Origin of the sequence: Pannonibacter sp. SL95, from assembly GCF_026672425.1 — a bacterium.
In the GTDB taxonomy this organism is placed as follows: Bacteria; Pseudomonadota; Alphaproteobacteria; order Rhizobiales; family Stappiaceae; genus Pannonibacter.
In genome coordinates, this window is sequence record NZ_JAPPRC010000003.1 from 1,000,849 (window position 1) to 1,019,485 (window position 18,637).

17 protein-coding genes are annotated in these 18,637 nt (G+C 62.6%); 9 read left to right on the top strand and 8 right to left on the bottom strand.

What is annotated here, in order from left to right; translation table 11 throughout:
• Nucleotides 1-16 precede the first annotated feature (16 nt).
• A complete protein-coding gene (locus tag OVA12_RS05250) occupies nucleotides 17-499 on the top strand; it encodes a DUF992 domain-containing protein (RefSeq protein WP_268135164.1) in 483 nt (160 codons plus the stop codon).
• A 315-nt stretch (nucleotides 500-814) separates the two neighbouring features.
• On the opposite strand, the gene OVA12_RS05255 is transcribed toward OVA12_RS05250, so the two are convergent.
• Complete coding sequence (locus tag OVA12_RS05255; RefSeq protein ID WP_268135166.1) at nucleotides 815-1,150, bottom strand: hypothetical protein; 336 nt, start codon at nucleotides 1,148-1,150, stop codon at nucleotides 815-817.
• Between the two features lie 248 nt (nucleotides 1,151-1,398).
• Here OVA12_RS05255 and OVA12_RS05260 point away from each other — a divergent pair, with 248 nt between their 5' ends.
• A complete protein-coding gene (locus OVA12_RS05260; RefSeq protein WP_268135168.1) occupies nucleotides 1,399-3,471 on the top strand; it encodes an elongation factor G in 2,073 nt (690 codons plus the stop codon).
• A 180-nt stretch (nucleotides 3,472-3,651) separates the two neighbouring features.
• A complete protein-coding gene (gene msrP, locus OVA12_RS05265) occupies nucleotides 3,652-4,611 on the top strand; it encodes a protein-methionine-sulfoxide reductase catalytic subunit MsrP (protein ID WP_268135170.1) in 960 nt (319 codons plus the stop codon).
• A gap of 494 nt (nucleotides 4,612-5,105) precedes the next feature.
• Here msrP and OVA12_RS05270 read toward each other — a convergent pair whose 3' ends face one another.
• The 3 genes from OVA12_RS05270 to OVA12_RS05280 form a co-directional block, all read right to left on the bottom strand.
• Nucleotides 5,106-6,002, bottom strand: a complete 897-nt coding sequence (locus OVA12_RS05270) for a LysR family transcriptional regulator (RefSeq protein WP_268137016.1) — start codon at nucleotides 6,000-6,002, stop codon at nucleotides 5,106-5,108.
• A 65-nt stretch (nucleotides 6,003-6,067) separates the two neighbouring features.
• The gene (gene trxB / locus OVA12_RS05275; RefSeq protein WP_268135172.1) at nucleotides 6,068-7,024 is read right to left on the bottom strand and encodes a thioredoxin-disulfide reductase; all 957 of its coding nucleotides are present in this window, start codon (nucleotides 7,022-7,024) and stop codon (nucleotides 6,068-6,070) included.
• 34 nt (nucleotides 7,025-7,058) lie between these two features.
• A complete protein-coding gene (locus tag OVA12_RS05280; RefSeq protein ID WP_268135174.1) occupies nucleotides 7,059-8,081 on the bottom strand; it encodes a mitochondrial fission ELM1 family protein in 1,023 nt (340 codons plus the stop codon).
• A 171-nt stretch (nucleotides 8,082-8,252) separates the two neighbouring features.
• Here OVA12_RS05280 and OVA12_RS05285 point away from each other — a divergent pair, with 171 nt between their 5' ends.
• From OVA12_RS05285 to OVA12_RS05295, 3 genes are all read left to right on the top strand, one after another.
• Nucleotides 8,253-8,723 carry an Lrp/AsnC family transcriptional regulator gene (locus tag OVA12_RS05285; protein WP_268135175.1) on the top strand — a complete coding sequence of 157 codons (471 nt, stop codon included), beginning with the start codon at nucleotides 8,253-8,255 and terminating at the stop codon, nucleotides 8,721-8,723.
• Nucleotides 8,724-8,817: 94 nt separating this feature from the next.
• The gene (locus OVA12_RS05290; protein ID WP_268135176.1) at nucleotides 8,818-9,078 is read left to right on the top strand and encodes a type II toxin-antitoxin system ParD family antitoxin; all 261 of its coding nucleotides are present in this window, start codon (nucleotides 8,818-8,820) and stop codon (nucleotides 9,076-9,078) included.
• The gene (locus tag OVA12_RS05295) at nucleotides 9,068-9,367 is read left to right on the top strand and encodes a type II toxin-antitoxin system RelE/ParE family toxin (RefSeq protein WP_268135178.1); all 300 of its coding nucleotides are present in this window, start codon (nucleotides 9,068-9,070) and stop codon (nucleotides 9,365-9,367) included. Before OVA12_RS05290 ends, OVA12_RS05295 begins: the two co-directional genes overlap by 11 nt.
• 251 nt (nucleotides 9,368-9,618) lie before the next feature.
• Here OVA12_RS05295 and greA read toward each other — a convergent pair whose 3' ends face one another.
• From greA to OVA12_RS05310, 3 genes are all read right to left on the bottom strand, one after another.
• A complete protein-coding gene (gene greA, locus OVA12_RS05300; protein ID WP_268137018.1) occupies nucleotides 9,619-10,092 on the bottom strand; it encodes a transcription elongation factor GreA in 474 nt (157 codons plus the stop codon).
• A 116-nt stretch (nucleotides 10,093-10,208) separates the two neighbouring features.
• Nucleotides 10,209-13,571 (bottom strand): carbamoyl-phosphate synthase large subunit, encoded by a 3,363-nt coding sequence (carB, locus tag OVA12_RS05305; protein WP_268135180.1) that lies wholly within the window; start codon nucleotides 13,569-13,571, stop codon nucleotides 10,209-10,211.
• Nucleotides 13,572-13,698: 127 nt separating this feature from the next.
• Entirely contained in the window at nucleotides 13,699-14,001 is a 303-nt protein-coding gene (locus tag OVA12_RS05310) for a helix-turn-helix domain-containing protein (RefSeq protein WP_268135182.1), read from the bottom strand.
• Between the two features lie 276 nt (nucleotides 14,002-14,277).
• On the opposite strand from OVA12_RS05310, the gene OVA12_RS05315 reads away from it, so the two are divergent.
• Nucleotides 14,278-15,318 (top strand): AraC family transcriptional regulator, encoded by a 1,041-nt coding sequence (locus tag OVA12_RS05315; protein ID WP_268135184.1) that lies wholly within the window; start codon nucleotides 14,278-14,280, stop codon nucleotides 15,316-15,318.
• Between the two features lie 674 nt (nucleotides 15,319-15,992).
• A complete protein-coding gene (locus OVA12_RS05320; protein WP_268135186.1) occupies nucleotides 15,993-16,436 on the top strand; it encodes a MerR family transcriptional regulator in 444 nt (147 codons plus the stop codon).
• Between the two features lie 146 nt (nucleotides 16,437-16,582).
• Here the strand turns inward: OVA12_RS05320 and carA are convergent, their stop codons facing one another.
• A complete protein-coding gene (gene carA / locus OVA12_RS05325; RefSeq protein WP_268135188.1) occupies nucleotides 16,583-17,767 on the bottom strand; it encodes a glutamine-hydrolyzing carbamoyl-phosphate synthase small subunit in 1,185 nt (394 codons plus the stop codon).
• 259 nt (nucleotides 17,768-18,026) lie between these two features.
• Here carA and OVA12_RS05330 point away from each other — a divergent pair, with 259 nt between their 5' ends.
• The gene (locus OVA12_RS05330) at nucleotides 18,027-18,500 is read left to right on the top strand and encodes a GatB/YqeY domain-containing protein (protein ID WP_268135190.1); all 474 of its coding nucleotides are present in this window, start codon (nucleotides 18,027-18,029) and stop codon (nucleotides 18,498-18,500) included.
• Nucleotides 18,501-18,637: the final 137 nt, after the last annotated feature.

Here is an 18,637-nt window from a genome sequence, read left to right on the forward strand (position 1 = left end):
TCCATGGAGACTTCTGATGATTCGTTCCACGCTCTTTGTTGCCGCTCTTGCTGTCACCGCTGCTGCAACGCCTGCGCTTGCGCAGAGCCAGGCGCCCGGCCTTCAGATCGGCGTGCTGACCTGTGCCGTGACCGGCGAGAGCAACTTCATTGTCGGCTCCAGCCATTCGCTGTCCTGCACCTACAAGCCGACCATCGATGCGCCGGTCGAGACCTACAAGGGCAAGATCACCGACTACGGCATCGACATCGGCTCGACGTCCAATGCGACGCTGGTCTGGGGCGTGCTTGCGCCGAGCGCCAACATGAAGGCCGGCGCACTGGCTGGCACCTATGCCGGCGTGACCGCAGGCGCGACGCTGGGCGCGGGCCTTGCTGCCAACGCCCTGGTCGGTGGGCTTGACCGCTCCATCGCGCTGAACCCACTGAGCCTTGAGAGCAACACTGGCGCCAACATCACCCTTGGCGTCGCCAAGCTGACGCTGGACGCGGCCAAGTAATCTGCAATCCGGCTGGTTCCAGCCCGGTTCAAATCGACAGGAGGGCGGCTTCGGCCGCCCTCGTTCTTGATGATCGACCTGACGGCGTCACCCCGGCCAAGCGGAGCGCGAGCCGGGGCCTACTCGCTCACAGAGCGGGGAAGAAGGCTGCCAAAGCGCAATGGCAGGTGCAGCTCACCTTGCACAGCCCTTGGCGCCACCGGGCCGATCCTGACGGCTCTGCGAACGAGTAGGCCCCGGTTCTCCGCTTCGCTGCGCCCGGGGCGACAGGAGCCAAATCATTGGGGGCTCGGTGTCCCCCAGCCCCCCATAACGTCACTTGCGTTCGTCGCCGTCCTTGTTGATCTCCCGGCATGCCGGGTTGCTGGTCGACGGACAGGGCTCTGTCAGCTTGAGATTGCGGTCCTTGCGCTGCTGCTCAAGCTGCAGCGTCTGGCTGTCCAGCGTGCCGAGCTGACGGGCGCGGTCACGGTCCAGCAGCCTCGCCGGGCTTTGCGACCGCGCGGCGCGCCCACCTGCCGTGCCATTGTCCTGGAACCCACCGAGCGCCGACGTCTGCGCGGCGGCCGGCGACATCGCAGCACCACCGGCTGCCAGCAAAAGGCCCACGATCAGGCACGACAGAACTTTGCGCGGCAGTCGCTGTGACATGGATTTCCCTTGGATGAGGCCAGACGGAACCGGCCCAGCAATGCGGCAACCTCCGACGGCTGGCAAGGGGTGTCTTCCGTCCAAGACCTGCCTGCGGCATGTTGCGCTGCCGCACAGGTTTTCCTTGCGTCGGCTCACAAATCGGCGCGACCATGAGGAACCGCCCGACCGGCGGGCGGTGGCGCGGCCTTGCGGCGCCAGTCCTGTCGCAAACCGCGCTGGCACCCCAGCCAACGGGAGGCGGCGGCATGACAGAAAATCACACGCAGACAAGCGGGAAAGCGGGCACCAGCGGCAGACACGCCGGGCCCCGGTGCATTGCCTTGGTCGGACCTTTCGCGAGCGGCAAGACCACCTTGCTGGAAGCCATTCTTGCCCGCACCGGGGCATTGACACGGCAGGGCAGCGTCTCGGCTGGCTCAAGTGTCGGCGACGCCAGCCCCGAGGCGCGCGCGCATGGCATGAGCGTCGAAGTGAATGTGGCCGAGACCGAATATCTCGGTGATCGCTATACGTTTCTGGATTGCCCGGGCTCGGTTGAGTTCCTCAGCGAGGCGCAGGGCGTTCTGGGCGGGGTTGACCTCGCCGTTGTCGTGGCCGAGGCCGACGACAAGAAGATCCCGGCGCTGCAACTGATCCTGAAGACGCTGGAGGATCGCGGCATTCCGCGCGTTCTCTTCCTCAACAAGATCGACCGGACGGAGCGACGGGTTCGCGAGGTGCTGGCAGCTCTGCAACCGGCGTCCAGCGTGCCGCTGGTGCTGCGCCAGATCCCGATCTGGAAGAACGGCATCGCCATGGGCTTTATCGATCTCGCCCTCGAGCGCGCCTTCGTCTACCGGGAGCACGCCGAGAGCCTGGTCATCGAGATGCCGACCAACGAACATCAGCGGGAAGTGGAAGCCCGGTTCTCGATGCTGGAGCGGCTGGCCGACCACGATGATGTGCTGATGGAAGCCCTTCTGGAAGACATCGCCCCGGGCCGCGAGCGCATCTTCACCGATCTTGCCGAGGAAATGCGGCAGGGCCTGATCTGTCCGGTGTTCATCGGCTCGGCCGAGCATGGCAACGGGATCCAGCGCCTGATGAAGGCGCTCCGGCACGAGGCACCGGGCATCTCCTTTACGCGTGACCGGCTTGACCTGCCAAGGGACTGCGATGCGATGCAGGTGCTGAAGACCCTGCACACCTCGCATGGCGGCAAGCTGTCGCTGGTCCGTGTGCTGTCTGGCACCCTCAATGATGGGGCGACACTTGTGCGGCCCGATGGCGGCGAGGTACGCGTGAGCGGCATTGCCACGCTCACCGGCCAGCAGACCGTCAAGCGCGCCTCCGCCGAGGCTGGCGAGACCGTCGCGCTTGGCAAGCTCGAGGGCGTCCTGACAGGGCAAACGCTCGGGCTTCAGAAAGAGGCACCGCAGGTGGCGCGGTCCTGGATCGCCGAACCCGTTCTGGCGGTCGCGCTGTCGGCAGCCGAGCGAAAGGACGAGGTCAAGCTCTCGGCGGCGGTTGCCAAGCTCCTGGAGGAGGACCCGGGCCTGCGCGTCACACAGGCGCCAAACACCGGCGAGACCTTGCTGCACGGCCAGGGCGAGATGCATCTGCGCGTCGCGCAGGAGCGGCTGCGTGGCAAGTTCGGCCTGTCGATCGACGTGCACGCACCGAAGGTTGCCTACCGTGAGACGATCAGGGCGGCGACCAGCGTGCGCGGCCGGCACAAGAAGCAGTCCGGCGGGCATGGCCAGTTCGGCGATGTCGCGCTGGAGATCCGGCCGCAAGGACGTGGCGAAGGCTTTGCCTTCTCCGACCGGATCACCGGTGGCGTCGTGCCCAAGCAGTACATTCCGGCGGTCGGGGAGGGGGTCGCGGAGGCGCTGGCCGCAGGACCACTCGGCTTCCCGCTGGTTGATCTGGCGGTCACGCTGACCGACGGCTCGTATCATTCGGTCGACAGTTCCGATCAGGCCTTCAAGATGGCAGCGATCCTGGCCATGCGCGAGGGGCTGCCGAACTGCTCGCCCGTGCTGCTGGAGCCGGTGCATCAGGTGAGGGTGCTATGCCCGAGCGAGGCAACCCCGCGCATCAATGCGATCATCTCTGCCCGCCGCGGGCAGTTGCTCGGTTTTGATGCAAGACCCGGCTGGCCCGGCTGGGACGAGGTGAAGGCGCTGATGCCGGAGGCCGATATCACCGATCTGATCGTGGAGCTGCGCTCGGCCACCTCCGGTGTCGGCAGTTTCACGCACCGTTTCGACCATCTGGCCGAACTGGTCGGCAAGGCTGCAGATCAGGTGGTGCAGCGGGCTGCCAGAGCGGCCTGAGACAATGTGATCAGCCAGGGCCGGGGCTCAGTCCCCGGCCTTGCGCTATGACCTGCTTCACGCAAGGGTGACGCTCCGTGTGCGCTGCTCACCGCACCGTGACTTGTCAGAACCTGCCTCGCCCGGTCCATTGAGGCATGGCCGGCTGTGCCGGATCGGTGGAGTCTGAGGAGCCCTGACATGAACATCATCGGCAAACGCGCGTGGGAGATGCCGGAGCATCTGGCAACGCCGGAGCATCTGTTCTTCAACCGGCGGCAAGTGCTGGCCGGTCTTGGGCTGGCGGGCGGCATGGCTGGCGGGCTGATGCCGCTGCCGCTTCGCGCCGAGGAAGACCCGAGCGCCGGTCTCTATCCCGTACCCCGCAACTCCAGCTACGTGCTGGACCGGGAACTGACCAGCGAGGAACTGGTGTCCTCCTACAACAATTTCTACGAGTTCGGCTCGCACAAGCGCATCTCTGCCGCTGCCCAGAAACTGCCGATCCGGCCCTGGGTGCTGAAGATCGACGGGCTATGCGACAATCCGCAGGAAATCGGCATCGACGATCTCCTGAAGAAGATGCCGCTGGAAGAGCGGCTGTACCGCCACCGCTGCGTCGAAGCCTGGTCGATGGCTGTGCCGTGGTCCGGCTTTGCGCTGGCGGAACTCGTCAAGCTGGCGAGCCCCAAGGCCGGAGCGAAATACGTGCGGATGGAAACGTTCCAGAATCCGGATGTCGCCACCGGCCAGAAGCAGACCTGGTATCCCTGGCCCTATGTGGAAGGCATGACCTTGGCCGAGGCAACCAACGAGCTCGCCTTCATGGCCACTGGCGTCTATGGCAAGCCGCTGCCGAAGCAGTCAGGCGCGCCCCTGCGCCTCGCGCTGCCGTGGAAGTATGGCTTCAAGTCGATCAAGTCGGTCGTGCGGATCAGCTTCACCGAAACGCGTCCCGTCTCCTTCTGGGAGGAGATCGCCGCATCCGAATACGGCTTCTGGGCCAATGTGAATCCGGACGTGCCGCATCCGCGCTGGAGCCAGGCGAGTGAGGAACTGCTGGGCACGGGCGAACGTCGTCCCACGCTTCTGTTCAACGGCTATGGCGAACAGGTTGCCGGCCTCTATGCCGGCCTCGAGAACGAACCGCTCTATATGTGACACGCCAGCGCCGGGCCGTTCTGGTCCCGGCGCAACGCACTCAGAATTCAGGGCAAAAAAAAGCCGGGTCCAAAAGACCCGGCAGTTATTTTTTGATCTCTCACAGCGGTGAAAGATCACCTTCCAGAGGGGAACAGCTGGCTGAATTGGCGTCGCTGGGAGGAGAGTGCGACGCCGCAGAACCAACAGTGATGCTTATATGCAGTGCACAAGCTGCCGAAACAAGTGGCACCTGCGCAGATCTGCTATGCGTTTCCCGGGTAGCTGGCAAAATCGTCATGCATTTGTCGTTAGGTTCTGGGTGCGCTGCACAATGATTGCCGTCGCCGTGTGCAAGTGCCTTTGAAATAAGCGCTATTTCGGATGACGTGCAACTGCTGCCGCTTGCTATCGCTTGCGCACTTGCTCAGTTCGGCAGCAGAAGGCAGGCAAAGTCAGGCGCGCAAGCGTCATATGGGCGACGCATCGGCCACATTCCGCGATGGGTTGGCGGCTCAGTAGGCCCAGCGTTCGGCCTTGGCGAGCAGGAAATCGCGGAACGCGGTGATGCGCGCCGTGTTCTTCAACTCCAGCGGATAGACAAAATAGGTGTCGAAGCTCGGAATCTTGTCCTCGATCTCGCTGAGGATCTGCACGAGCGAGGAATCATTCTCGACGAGATAGTCCGGCAGGATCGCCACGCCGATCCCCTTCTGCACCGCCCGTTTGATGGCGACGACGTTGTTGACGCGCAGGACCACCCGGCGCGGATCTTCCGGATCCCGCCCGGCCGTCTCCAGCCAGTTCATGTCGCGCAGATACGCCGGAGCATGCTCGCCGAAGGTCACGAGGCGATGGTTGTCGAGATCCGCAATCGAATTCGGCGTGCCGTAACGCTTCAGATAGGACGGCGCGGCGTAGACATGGAAGTGCACCGTGAACAGCTTGCGCTGGATCAGGTCCGGCTGGGTGGGCTGGCGCAGGCGAATGGCAATATCGGCCTCGCGCATCGACAGGTCCAGTTCGGCGTCATCGACCAGCAAGCGCAGGTCCATGTCCGGGTAAAGGTCGATGAACTCGTGGATGCGCTGGGTCAGCCAGGTGGAGCCGAGACCGACCGTCGTCGTCACCCGCAAGACACCCGTCGGCTTCTCGCGGCTGTCGGTCAGGCGCGTCTGCACCGCTTCCAGCTTCATCAGCACTTCACGGGCAGTCCGGTAGAGCAGCTCCCCTTGCTCGGTCAGCAGCAGGCCGCGCGCGTGCCGATGAAACAGCGGCACGCCAAGATCTGCCTCCAGCGCGCTGACTTGGCGGCTGACCGCGGACTGGCTCATGTTGAGGCTGTCGCCCGCATGGGTGAAACTGCCCGCCTGCGCCGCAGCGTGGAAGATGCGCAGTTTATCCCAGTCCATCATGTGAGCCTCCGCTCGCGCCCCGTACCGCCGGATTGCTGTCCGGGCGTGGTTGGGCGAATCTGTCAGGCCGGTGTCGCGGCCCCATGTTCAGCCAGAAACTTTTCCGCTTCAAGCGCTGCCATGCATCCCATGCCGGCAGCCGTCACGGCCTGACGGTAGATGTCGTCGGTGACATCACCGGCCGCGAACACCCCCGGTACGGATGTCTTGGTCGAATCCGCCTCGGTGAAGATGTAGTCGTTCGGCTTCAGCGTCAGCTGGCCGCGGAACAGGTCGACCGAGGGGGCATGGCCGATGGCAACGAAGACGCCATCCGTGGTGATCTCGCGCATCTCGCCGGTCTTGGCATGCTTGAGACGAACGCCAGTTACGGCCTTCGGCATGCCACCGCCCAGGATTTCGTCCACGGCGTGGTCCCAGATCACCTCGATCTTGGGATGCTTGAACAGGCGCTCCTGCAGGATCCGCTCGGCGCGGAAACTGTCGCGGCGGTGCACCACGGTCACCTTGGACGCCAGATTGGCGAGGTACAGCGCCTCTTCCACGGCACTGTTGCCGCCACCCACCACCACGACTTCGCGGCCACGGTAGAAGAAGCCGTCGCAGGTTGCGCAGGCCGAAACGCCGGCACCCATGAAGTCCTGTTCGGACGGTAGGCCAAGCCAGCGGGCCTGCGCGCCCGTCGCAATCACCAGCGCGTCCGCAAGGAAGATCGTGCCGCTGTCGGCAACCGCGCGGAAGGGCCGCTTCGACAGGTCCACCTCTGTGATGGTGTCATAGAGAAGCCTGGTGCCGACATGTTCGGCCTGCAGGCGCATCTGCTCCATCAGCCAGGGGCCCTGGATCGGCTCGGCAAAGCCTGGATAGTTCTCGACATCGGTCGTGATGGTCAGCTGGCCACCGGGCTGGATCCCGGCCACGAGCACCGGCTCCAGCATGGCTCGCGCCGCATAGATTGCGGTCGTGTAGCCGGCGGGGCCAGACCCGATGATCAGGAGCTTCACGTGTTCGGTTGCCATGGCGATCCACTTTCTTTCCGTATCACCAGACCCGTCAGGGCAGACTGGCGCTGTTGGTCTGGCCGGAGGCCGCTCTGGCCGCCATCGCCGTCCGAATGGCGGCGGCAATCTGCGGCGTGCTGTTCAGCGGCTCGTAGGTAGTGGTTTTCAGCGGTCCCGGGAAGGGGTGAAGCACCCCCATTTCAGCCAGTCCAGACAAAAACATTCCAATCTTCGCGTGGCCGCCGCCCGGATGGAACACATGCACGGCGCGGCCCGTCGCCGCAGCCTCGCCGATCATGTTGGTGCTGTCGGCGGTGACGACAACTGCGTCCGCCCGCGCGAGCATCGCGGCAAGTGGATTGTCTCCGGTTCCGTCCCAGAAAAAATGCCCGCCGGTTGCAGCCATCTCGGTCAGGGCGCGTGCAAGCGCAACCGGTGTGCGCCGGGACGTCGTGATCATCAGGCGCGCGCCGATCCGCGCCCAGGCCTCGAGCCCGGCAACGAAAGCGCGGATGTCGGTGTCAGTAAAGCGATGGTGGCGGCTGTCGCCGCCCACGAGAACGGCGACGCGCGGGTGTCCGATGACGTCAAGCCGTGCGTCCGGGGTCGCGCTGGCGCGGGCGAGCAAGGCGGCGCTGAGCCGGTGCGGGGCTGTCAGCGTGACCATCACGTTGGGGCCACGCAGCTTGTCATGCGCGCTTACCCAGATGAAATCTGCAGTGCCGGATCCCGTGCGGGGATCCTTCAGGAACACCGTGAAGGTCAGCCCCTCGCTGATCCGCTTCAGCCGCTTCAGATAGGGCACGGCGCGTCGGCCGGACGCGATGGCAAGGCGCGGGAAGGGCGGGGCGATGGGACTGCCGGGCTTCAGCTCGTTTTCGCGCGGGTCGACCGGGCCATGCGGCATGGCCCAGGAAAAGGGCGCGCGGGGCCGAACGACACGGCGCTCATAGGCAAGCCCCAGGGCCTCGGCAACGCCGATGCACTGCGCTTCATCGCCCGCCTTTCCGTCCGTCAGGATCCAGACGGGAGCCGCTGCCGACGAAATGGCCGTTTCAGGTTCTTTCTTATTCATCTCGGATTTTGTTATAGTCTTGCAGAACCGCAAAAAAAATTTTACTTCCGGCCTCATGTACGCGGGTGAGCCAGAGAGTCGCAAGGCTCTTGGCCGTCGAAAGGGGCCGGCGCGATGCCATCCTGCTCCGTTTCCGGGGCGTCACCCGCCAAGGTCGTTATGGAGAGTTTCTTGAAAGCACGGCTTGATGCCATCGACTGGCACATCCTGAAAGAACTACAGCAGGATGGGCGGATGACCAACGTGGAACTGGCCCGCCGGGTGGGGATATCCGCACCTCCGTGCCTGCGCCGGGTGCGGGCACTCGAGGAAGCTGGCCTGATCCGCGGCTATCGCACGCTGCTGGATGAAAAGCAGCTTGGCTATGAAGTGACCGCCTTTGCCATGGTCGGGCTGCACAGCCAGACCGAAGGCGATCTGATCGCCTTCGAGCAGACGGTGAACAACTGGCCGATCGTGCGCGAGTGCTACATGCTCTCCGGCGAAGTGGACTTCCTGCTCAAGTGCGTCGCTCCGGACCTGCAGACGTTCCAGACCTTCATCATCCGCGAGCTGACCGCGACCCCCAATGTGGACAGCGTCCGCACCGCTCTCACCATCCGCCGCACCAAGGACGAGGCGATGGTTCCGATTTCGAAGTGAGCGTCGCCAAACAAGGTTGTTGTCGCAGCTCCCCATTTGACAAACTTTGCCAATCTCTGCCAAAGTTTCCCGATGCTCTTGGAGGACGTTGGTCATGGCGACGATGAATGTCTCGCTTCCGGATCCCATGAAGGAATGGGTTGAGGCTCAGGCTGGTTCGGGGCGTTACAGCAATGCGAGCGATTATGTGCGGGACTTGATCCGCCGCGACCAGGAGCGCTGTGGCAAGATTGCTCATATGCAGATGCTAGTTACAGAAGGTCTGGAAAGCGGCGTCAGTGACCAATCTATGGCCGATATCCTGAACGCTGTGCGTCATCGCGTCCGGACGGACCCGTCTTCGGATGGCCTATAGGCTCACCCGCAAGGCGGCGGACGATATCACGCGGATTGTGATCGAAGGGGCTGTGCAGTTTGGCGAAGCGCAGGCTGCACACTATCATGGCTTGCTGGAAAACGTCTTCGAACTGATTGCAGCCAATCCGCATCTGGCGCGGGAACGCCAAGAAATCAGCCCACCTGTCCGCGTTTATCCTGTCCGGTCTCATCTTGTCATCTATGTCGTAGATGATCGCAATGATGTGCTGATCATTCGTGTGCGCCACGGGCATGAGGACTGGAAGCAGAATCTGTCGGGTGAATAGACGGTGAGAGCTTCTTGTTCCGGACAGGAGTGAAGGCAGCAGCAACTTTGTAGGTCAAGAGGGCGGCTTTATCTGACGCCTTGTCATGGCGATGCATAACGCGTTGAAATTACTCAGGAGCCGTACCGATTTGGGCAGCCGCTCGATGAGCGATCCGCCTTGAGGACCTGTACCATTGCCCGATGTCTCTCAACAAAAAATGCCCGCGAAACCGCGGGCATTTTCATGCAAGGACGCCGGATATCCGGCTGTCAAATGAAGCTGACTGCTTCGATCTCGTAGGAGCGCGAGCCGCCGGGAGCGGAGACCTCGACGCTGTCGCCAACGGTCTTGCCGATCAACGCGCGCGCGATGGGCGAGGAAATAGAGATCTTGCCCTGCTTCACGTCGGCTTCCACGTCGCCGACGATCATGTATTTCTTCTCTTCCTCGGTGTCCTCGTCGATCAGCGTCACTGTGGCGCCGAACTTGACGGTCGTGCCCGACAACTTCGAGACATCGATAATTTCAGCGCGGCCGAGCTTGTCCTCGAGTTCCGCGATGCGGCCCTCGTTATGGCTCTGGGCTTCCTTGGCCGCATGGTATTCCGCGTTTTCCGACAGGTCGCCGTGCGCACGGGCCTCGGAAATCGCCTCAACGATCCGGGGCCGCTCGACCGACGTGCGCTCCTTCAGTTCCGTCTGCAGCATTGCATAGCCCGCAGCCGTCATCGGGATCTTTTCCATTGGTCCTGGACCTTCACGTACCATGGCCCGCACCGTTGGCGCGGGCCGAAAGAACATAAAAAGCACGATCCAGCCGGACGTTTCAAGGTCCGGCTGGAGTGCGGATGAATAGAGCCTTAGCCGAAGTAGGACTGCAGGGGTCTAACTTCAAGGCCGCCGGTTTTATACGCCTCGATACCCTTGGCGGCCGCTACAGCCCCGGCGAGGGTCGTGTAGTAGGGCACCTTGTGCAACAGGGCAGCGCGACGCATCGAACGGCTGTCGGAGAGGGCCTGCGCGCCTTCGGTCGTGTTGAAGACAAGCTGGACCTCTCCATTCTTGATAGCATCAACGATGTGAGGGCGGCCTTCAAGCACCTTGTTGACCTTTGTGCAGGCAATTCCGTGCTCTGCCAGATATCGCTGGGTGCCGCTTGTGGCGATGATGCGGAAGCCGAGCCGCTCGAGACGGCGCACGGCGTCCAGAACGCTTTCCTTGTCCTGATCGCGCATCGACACGAAGACCGTGCCTTCGACCGGCACGCCGGTGCCCGCGCCGATCTGCGACTTGGCAAAGGCCGAGGCGAAGGAGCCGTTCAGACCCATCACTTCGCCGGTCGAGCGCATTTCCGGTCCGAGGATCGTGTCGACGCCCGGGAAACGGGCGAACGGGAACACGGCTTCCTTGACCGCCACATGGCCGAGCGTCTTCTCGGTCAGGCCGAAGGAGGCCAGGCTCTCGCCGGCCATGACGCGGCTGGCGATCTTGGCAATCGGCTCGCCGATGGTCTTGGCCACGAAGGGCACGGTGCGCGAGGCGCGCGGGTTCACTTCCAGAACGAAGATCTCGCCATCGCGGATCGCGTACTGCACGTTCATCAGGCCGCCGACTTCCAGCGCCTTGGCAAGGGCCACTGTCTGGCGCTTCAGTTCGTCGATCAGCTCCGCCGAAAGCGAGTAGGGCGGCAGAGAGCAGGCGCTGTCGCCGGAGTGGATGCCAGCTTCCTCGATGTGCTCCATGATGCCACAGACGAAGACATCCTTGCCGTCGGACAGGGCGTCGACGTCAACTTCGATGGCGCCATCGAGATAGCGGTCGAACAGCAGCGGGTTGGTACCCAGCAGCGTGTTGATCTGGCCCGTCTTGTCATTCGGATACTTGGCCCGGATTTCGCCCGGCACCAGCTCCGGCAGCGTGCCGAGCAGGTAGGAGTTCAGCGCTTCCTCATCCCGGATGATCTGCATCGCGCGGCCACCCAGAACGTAGGACGGACGCACCACCAGCGGCAGACCGAGCTGCGCGGCGATCAGTCGGCCCTGCTCGACCGAGTAGGCGATGCCGTTCTGCGGCTGCTTCAGGCCGATCTTGGTCAGGAGGCGCTGGAACCGGTCGCGGTCTTCGGCCAGGTCGATCATGTCCGGCGAGGTGCCGAGGATCGGCACGCCGGCCTTGACCAGCGCCTGCGCCAGCTTCAGCGGCGTCTGGCCGCCGAACTGCACGATCACGCCATGCAGTGTGCCGTTGGACTGTTCGACGCGCATGATTTCCAGCACGTCTTCCGGGGTCAGCGGCTCGAAATACAGCCGGTCCGACGTGTCGTAGTCGGTCGAGACGGTCTCCGGGTTGCAGTTGACCATGATCGACTCATAGCCGGCCTCTTCCAGCGCAAAGGCGGCGTGGCAGCAGCAATAGTCGAACTCGATGCCCTGGCCGATGCGGTTCGGGCCACCACCCAGGATCACGACCTTCTTGCGATCCGACGGCATGGCTTCGCTCACCGGAGCGCCCGCGAACGGGGTCTCGTAGGTCGAGTACATGTAGGCCGTCGGCGAGGCGAACTCGGCCGCGCAGGTGTCGATGCGCTTGTAGACCGGATGCACATTCAGCTCGGCGCGGCGCTTGGCAACCGCATCTGCATCCAGGCCGGACAGCGAGCCGAGGCGGGCGTCGGAGAAGCCCATGGCCTTCAGGCTGCGCAGCATTTCGGCGGTCTGCGGCAGGCCGTGTGCGCGCACCTTCGCTTCGGTGTCGATGATGCCGGCGATCTGCTCCAGGAACCAGGGATCGATCCCGCAGATGGCGTTGATCTGCTCGATCGACAGACCCATCCGCATCGCCTGCGCCACGTTCAGCAGCCGGGTCGGGGTCGGGGTGGAGATGGCCGCGCGGATCGCGTTCTGGTCATCGCCCTGGCCAAGCCCGGGGATCTCGACTTCATCAAGGCCGGTCAGGCCGGTCTCGAGGCCGCGCAGGGCCTTCTGCAGGCTTTCCGGGAAGGTCCGCCCAATGGCCATCACTTCACCGACCGACTTCATCGCCGTGGTCAGCGTCGGCTCGGAGCCCGGGAACTTTTCGAAGGCGAAACGCGGGATCTTGGTAACGATGTAGTCGATCGTCGGCTCGAAGGACGCCGGGGTCGCACCGCCGGTGATGTCGTTCTCCAGCTCATCAAGCGTGTAGCCCACCGCGAGCTTCGCTGCGATCTTGGCAATCGGGAAGCCGGTTGCCTTGGACGCCAGGGCCGACGAGCGCGACACGCGCGGGTTCATCTCGATGACGACCAGGCGGCCGGTCTCGGGGCTGACTGCAAACTGCACGTTCGAGCCACCGGTTTCGACGCCGATCTCGCGCAGCACCGCGATCGAGGCGTCACGCATGATCTGGTATTCCTTGTCGGTCAGCGTCAGCGCCGGCGCGACCGTGATGGAATCCCCCGTATGCACGCCCATCGGATCGATGTTCTCGATGGAGCAGATGATGATGCAGTTGTCCGCCTTGTCGCGGACCACTTCCATCTCATACTCTTTCCAGCCGAGCAGGCTCTCATCGATCAGGATCTGGCCAACCGGCGAGGCGTCGATGCCGGAGCGCGCGATGGTCTCGAATTCCTCGCGGTTGTAGGCCACGCCGCCGCCGGTGCCGCCGAGCGTGTAGGCCGGGCGGATGATCGCCGGCAGGCCGATCTCGTCGAGGGCCTTCATGGCTTCCATGAAGCCGGCGTTGCGGTCGTAGCCGGTGATCTTGCCATTGGCATCGCGGATCGCAGGGGACGAGGCGATCGACGCGCGCGGGTTTTCCAGACCGATGGCATCCATCGCCGCACGGAATTTCTCGCGGTCTTCAGCCTTTTCGATCACGTCGGCGCGGGCACCGATCATCTCGACGCCAAATTTCTCCAGCACGCCGTCGCGCTCCAGATCGAGCGCGCAATTCAGCGCGGTCTGGCCGCCCATGGTCGGCAGCAGCGCATCCGGCCGCTCCTTCTCGATGATGCGGGCGACGACCTCCGGGGTGATCGGCTCGATGTAGGTCGCATCCGCCAGATCCGGGTCCGTCATGATCGTCGCCGGATTGGAGTTGACGAGGATGATTCGATACCCTTCCTCACGCAGTGCCTTGCACGCCTGTGTGCCCGAGTAGTCGAACTCGCAGGCCTGGCCGATGACAATCGGACCGGCGCCGATGATCAGGATGGAGGAAATGTCTGTGCGTCTGGGCATCGTGGCTCGCATCGTCCCGCCGCCGCGCCTTGAAGCGCGGGCGTGAGGGCTCGTCCAAGAGGATTACATTGGTGGCTGAGTGCGCCTTATAGGCAATAGAACGCCGGGATGGAACCCCGGATTGCCATCAATCCAGATCAGACGCGCTGCTGCCGTCTGCGGGCGGGGTCGGGAGACGCGCCTCGGTTGTGCTCACGCCATCGAAATCGCCAATTCCCTGGCTGAGGGCAAAGCAGGCCAGGCGCACTGACTTCGGGATTTCAACCGGCCGGCCGTCGCGATGACCCTTTTCATAATATTGGATCATGCGCTTCTTCAACCCGAGGCGCTCGGCTGCATCCTTCTGTTTCAGGCCGAGCGCGCGCCGCCAGTCGCGGAACTGGTCAGGCGTCATTGTCGGCGTGCGGGAGGGCTTCTTGGGTTCGGCCATCGTCATTTGTCCTGCGTGCGCGCGTCCGGGCGCTGGCACTGTCTTATTATCACCGCGTATGGACGAACCAAACCCCCATTTCTTTGCCAGCTAGGCAAGGCATTCGCGCCGTGCAAGTGTATCGATAAAAATGACAAGTATGCATTAACGAACTGTAAGCATTGAAATATCAAAGGTTCATTTACCATCGCTCGACCGGTTAAAACTCGTTATAGATCCAGCCTCTGAAAAAGGGCGGCAGTGGCCGCCGGGCTAAGAAATGACGGTTGCGGAACTGTGCGCCAGGGCAAGGAAGACAATCAGGTCGGTGAGGGTGCGCAGGTACATGGCAGTGTGCTTAAGCCATTGTCTTTATATCTCGCACGTAACGGCCTCACGCTCGAAGACGTAAGCCGTAGGGCAGGGGTCACATTACCACCCGCCGGGGCGACCTTTACGCGGTTCTTTTCCCTGAATGATTTTGCCCATCTTCTCGAGCAGGCGGCAAAGCTTCTGAACGATGATTGCATCGGTCTCAGCTTTGGTGGGCTGACCGACGGTGGTCCGGTGCATCCGCTGATGCTTGCCGTGGGCTATGCCCCCACGCCACGAACCGCGCTTGACGTCATCGCCGCACATCATCGCAGTCTGATGGACCTTGCCGAGTGCAACGTCCGTTCTGGTCCGCGCAAGACGGAACTTGTCTGGCGACTGTCTCCGCGCATTGTCCTGCAGGATCACCTGGTCGACCGGATCGCCGGCGCCCTTGCGACCCGGCTGACGACGACCTTGGGGACGGAGATGATGCGGCAGGCGGAATTCCAGCTTGCGCGGCCCCGGCCCGCCGACATCCGGCAGCATCGTCAGTTGTTCGGTCCCTCGATTGCCTTCGATGCTGCTGAAAACTCGTTCAGTCTTCCAGTCGAGTTGGCCGAACGCGCCCTGGCGCGGCACGATCCGGCACTGTTTGCTGCGCTTGTCGAGCTCGCGCAACGGCGCATAGCGGATCGCCGGCAGGCTGTTGGCGTGGCCGGTCTGGTCTGCGAAGAGATCGCCCTGAACTTGGCAAGGACCGATCTGTCCCTTGATGCCGTTGCCCGTACGCTCGGCATGAGCCCGCGCGTGCTGCAACGCCGCCTTGCCGATCAGGATCACACGTTCCAGGACCTCTACGACCAGGTTCGGCGTGAAACAGCAGCAGATCTTTTGCGCAATACCAGCCTGCCGATTTCGGAAATCGCTTTTCGACTTGGATTTGCTGCCGTTGGCAATTTTACGAGGGCTGCGAAACGTTGGTTTGGCGCTGCGCCGAGCCAGTGGCGCAACAACGAAGACTGATGCCTCTTTTTATCGTTGTAGTGGAATTGCGTTAGGCGACAGGTTGGGGCCGTCGTCGCAGAAGCGACGAAAAAGGTCGGATTTTGTCAAATCAGTTGTAGTGAACACGATTTCATAAACGTTTCGGATTGTTTCTTTTGCCGATTGATGAGCTTGTTTGCATCTCGGCGAAACAATTTCGGTCTCGCACTGACAGATGTCAGAAGCGCTTTGACTTGCGAGCTACTTCGTTTAAACGCTCCGTAAGTTTAGGCATTTATTCTGTATTCCAAGTTCATGGATTATCGATAATAGCTATTTTTTTGAATTTACCTGAGTTCCCTTCTGGTGAAAGATTGAAGTTAGCGATCTAACGTCGGATCTGACGTTGGTTAAATCAGGGGCGTTTCGCGAAATAACATTTCGCGTTTGAAAAATGAGCGCCTAGGGCGCAAAAAATGGCGTCAGGTGAGAAGAAAAATACGAAAACTGGTGTAATAGTACCGTTGTTGAACAAATCAGGCCCCTCGACCCTGATGCCGGAAATCACGCAATGCGTGATTTTGGCGATTGTCCGGGTAGGGTGACAAATGTGAAGTTTATGCTGCGGCGTCGGAATAGGTGGGATCCCGGCGCTGCAGGAGTTCACATGGCCAGAGGTTCATCTTGATTCAACCACCGGGCAAAACTCGATCATGAACAGTTTAGCGACAAACATTGTCGTCGTCCCTGACATTGCAGGGCCGGTCATCGACGATGAAAATGACACAAAGCTCCTCGCCATCTCCGAGATGTCGGAGCTGTTTGCCGTTACGTTGCGGACCCTGCGCTTCTATGAAGAGAAGGGTCTCATCAATCCGGTTCGCAAGGGAGCCCGCCGCTTCTACTCCCGCCGCGATGTCGGCCGGATGCGCGTCATCCTGCAGGCCAAGAAGATCGGCCTGACGCTGACCGAAATTCGCCGGGTCATCAAGCTCGTCGAAGGCAACACGCCGCGCCGGCAGCAGCTGGAAGAGCTGCGTGGCATCTGCGGTGCGCAGCAGGATATGCTCAAGGAGCAGCATGCGCTGCTGCAGGAGCAGGTCGCGGAAGTCGACCATGTCCTCAATTCGCTCGACAAGCTGATCCCCGTCTCCTGACGCCAGTTCATCGAAACGACAAAACAGCCCGGCCATTGGTCCGGGCTTTTTTGTTGCCTTGTGCCAGGCCAAATCCCGCGCGCTGCGGTGGCCAACAAAAAACCCGGCTCGAGGCCGGGTTTTCGTGTGTCAGTCGGGGGAGCCGATCAATGCGCCGCCTTGCGGGCCCGCATCAGGTCGGTGAAGCGCTGGAACAGGTAATGGCTGTCCCGCGGGCCAGGTGAAGCTTCCGGGTGGTACTGCACCGAGAACGCCGGCTTGTCCTTCAGGCGGATGCCGCAGTTCGAGCCGTCGAACAGCGACACATGCGTTTCCTCGACATCGTCCGGCAGGCTGTCGCGGTCGACGGCGAAGCCGTGGTTCATCGAGGTGATCTCGACTTTGCCCGTGGTGTGGTCATGCACCGGATGGTTCGCGCCGTGGTGACCCTGATGCATCTTCAGCGTCTTGCCGCCGAGTGCCAGCGCCAGCATCTGATGGCCCAGGCAGATGCCGAAGACCGGCAGGCCGCTGTCGACCAGCTTGCGAATGGCAGGCACGGCATAGGTGCCGGTTGCTGCCGGGTCGCCAGGGCCGTTCGACAGGAACACGCCGTCCGGCTTCAGGGCGAGGATATCGTCGGCCGACGTCGTTGCCGGGACCAGGGTGACATCGCAGCCAGCGTCGGCGAGCAGACGCAGGATATTGCGCTTCACACCATAATCGATGGCGACAACCTTGAACTCGGACTGGCCTTTTTCGCCGTAGCCTTCGTTCCACACCCAGGGCGTCTGGGTCCAGCCAAGGCTCTGGCCGCTGGTCACGTCCTTGGCAAGGTCCATGCCTTCAAGGCCGGGCCAGGCAGCTGCCTGCGCCTTCAGCGCGTCGACGTCGAACTTGCCGTCCGGGTGGTGCGCGATCACCGCATTCGGCACGCCGAGGTCGCGGATCCGGGCCGTCAGGGCGCGGGTGTCGATGCCCGAGATGCCGATGATGCCGCGCGCCTTCAGCCAGTCGTCAAACCGGCGCGCCGAGCGGTAGTTGGACGGGCTGGTCACGTCAGCCTTCAGCACCGCGCCGCGCACGCCGGAGGCGGAGGCCATGTTGATGGTTTCGACGTCTTCCTCGTTGACGCCGACATTGCCGACATGCGGGAAGGTGAAAGTGACGATCTGCCCGGCGTAGGACGGATCTGTCAGGATTTCCTGATAGCCAGTGATGGCGGTGTTGAAGCACACCTCGGCAACTGCCTCGCCGGTTGCGCCAAGGCCCTGTCCCTCGATCACTGTCCCATCGGCCAGCACCAGAAGCGCCGTGGCAGGCGGAATGGCCCACGCGTCTGCGGTCGTCATGTCTTGCTTTCTCGGTGTTGTTGATGACATGATCGGGCGCAGCAAGCCCGTCAGAACGCTGGATGAGCGCAACCGGGGCCAGTCAGTGCCCTCATGCTTCAAGCGCGGGAATGTAGGCCAAGGGGCGGCCTTGGTCAACAGCGCTCTACTTTAATATAATTCAGTGAAATCAACCGCTTGATAGTGGCGTCATTGCTTTGTGGCGGCAATCTGGCTATTTTGGCGCAAGGCCGGGGATGTGCCTGTGGTGGGAACTGTCATGCGGGAAGAGATCAGCGCCTCGCTGAAGGAGGCGCTTGAGAGCGGCGATAAACGCCGCACTGCAACGTTGCGGCTGATCCTTGCTGCCATCAAGGACCGGGAAGCGGCTGCGCGCGAACAAGGCCGTGACGGCGTGCCGGATGACGAAGTCCATGACTTCCTCCGCCGGATGCTGGCTCAGCGACAGGAATCCCGTCAGGCCTACGAGGAGGCCGGACAGATCGACCTTGCCGATCAGGAAGAGGAAGAAAGCGCGATCATTCGCGAGTTTCTGCCGGCCCAGATGGACGAGGACGACATGCGCCGCATTTGCGCCGAGACAATCGGGGCCATCGGAGCGGCGGGATTGCGGGACATGGGCCGCTGCATGTCCGCGCTCAAGGAGCGCTATCCGGGTCAGATGGACTTCGTCCAGGCGTCCTGTCTGGTGAAGGACCTCTTGCGCAGTCCGGCAGCCAAGAGCGACGACTAGCCGGCGACAGTGGCAGTCATGATGCTGCCAGCGACTGCGTCAGCGCGTGCCCGGCCATGGCTGTGCGCGGCGGGCCACTTGAAGTGGGTCCCGCTCGGTCCCTATGTTACAGGGTCACGTTGCAATCAGGCCGTCCG

Coding starts and splice junctions, on each gene's coding strand:
- OVA12_RS05250 (WP_268135164.1), top strand. CDS start 17: ATGATTCGTTCCACGCTCTTTGTTGCCGCTCTTGCTGTCACCGCTGCT.
- OVA12_RS05255 (WP_268135166.1), bottom strand. CDS start 1,150: ATGTCACAGCGACTGCCGCGCAAAGTTCTGTCGTGCCTGATCGTGGGC.
- OVA12_RS05260 (WP_268135168.1), top strand. CDS start 1,399: ATGACAGAAAATCACACGCAGACAAGCGGGAAAGCGGGCACCAGCGGC.
- msrP (WP_268135170.1), top strand. CDS start 3,652: ATGAACATCATCGGCAAACGCGCGTGGGAGATGCCGGAGCATCTGGCA.
- OVA12_RS05270 (WP_268137016.1), bottom strand. CDS start 6,002: ATGGACTGGGATAAACTGCGCATCTTCCACGCTGCGGCGCAGGCGGGC.
- trxB (WP_268135172.1), bottom strand. CDS start 7,024: ATGGCAACCGAACACGTGAAGCTCCTGATCATCGGGTCTGGCCCCGCC.
- OVA12_RS05280 (WP_268135174.1), bottom strand. CDS start 8,081: ATGAATAAGAAAGAACCTGAAACGGCCATTTCGTCGGCAGCGGCTCCC.
- OVA12_RS05290 (WP_268135176.1), top strand. CDS start 8,818: ATGGCGACGATGAATGTCTCGCTTCCGGATCCCATGAAGGAATGGGTT.
- OVA12_RS05295 (WP_268135178.1), top strand. CDS start 9,068: ATGGCCTATAGGCTCACCCGCAAGGCGGCGGACGATATCACGCGGATT.
- greA (WP_268137018.1), bottom strand. CDS start 10,092: ATGGAAAAGATCCCGATGACGGCTGCGGGCTATGCAATGCTGCAGACG.
- carB (WP_268135180.1), bottom strand. CDS start 13,571: ATGCCCAGACGCACAGACATTTCCTCCATCCTGATCATCGGCGCCGGT.
- OVA12_RS05310 (WP_268135182.1), bottom strand. CDS start 14,001: ATGGCCGAACCCAAGAAGCCCTCCCGCACGCCGACAATGACGCCTGAC.
- OVA12_RS05320 (WP_268135186.1), top strand. CDS start 15,993: ATGAACAGTTTAGCGACAAACATTGTCGTCGTCCCTGACATTGCAGGG.
- carA (WP_268135188.1), bottom strand. CDS start 17,767: ATGACGACCGCAGACGCGTGGGCCATTCCGCCTGCCACGGCGCTTCTG.
- OVA12_RS05330 (WP_268135190.1), top strand. CDS start 18,027: ATGCGGGAAGAGATCAGCGCCTCGCTGAAGGAGGCGCTTGAGAGCGGC.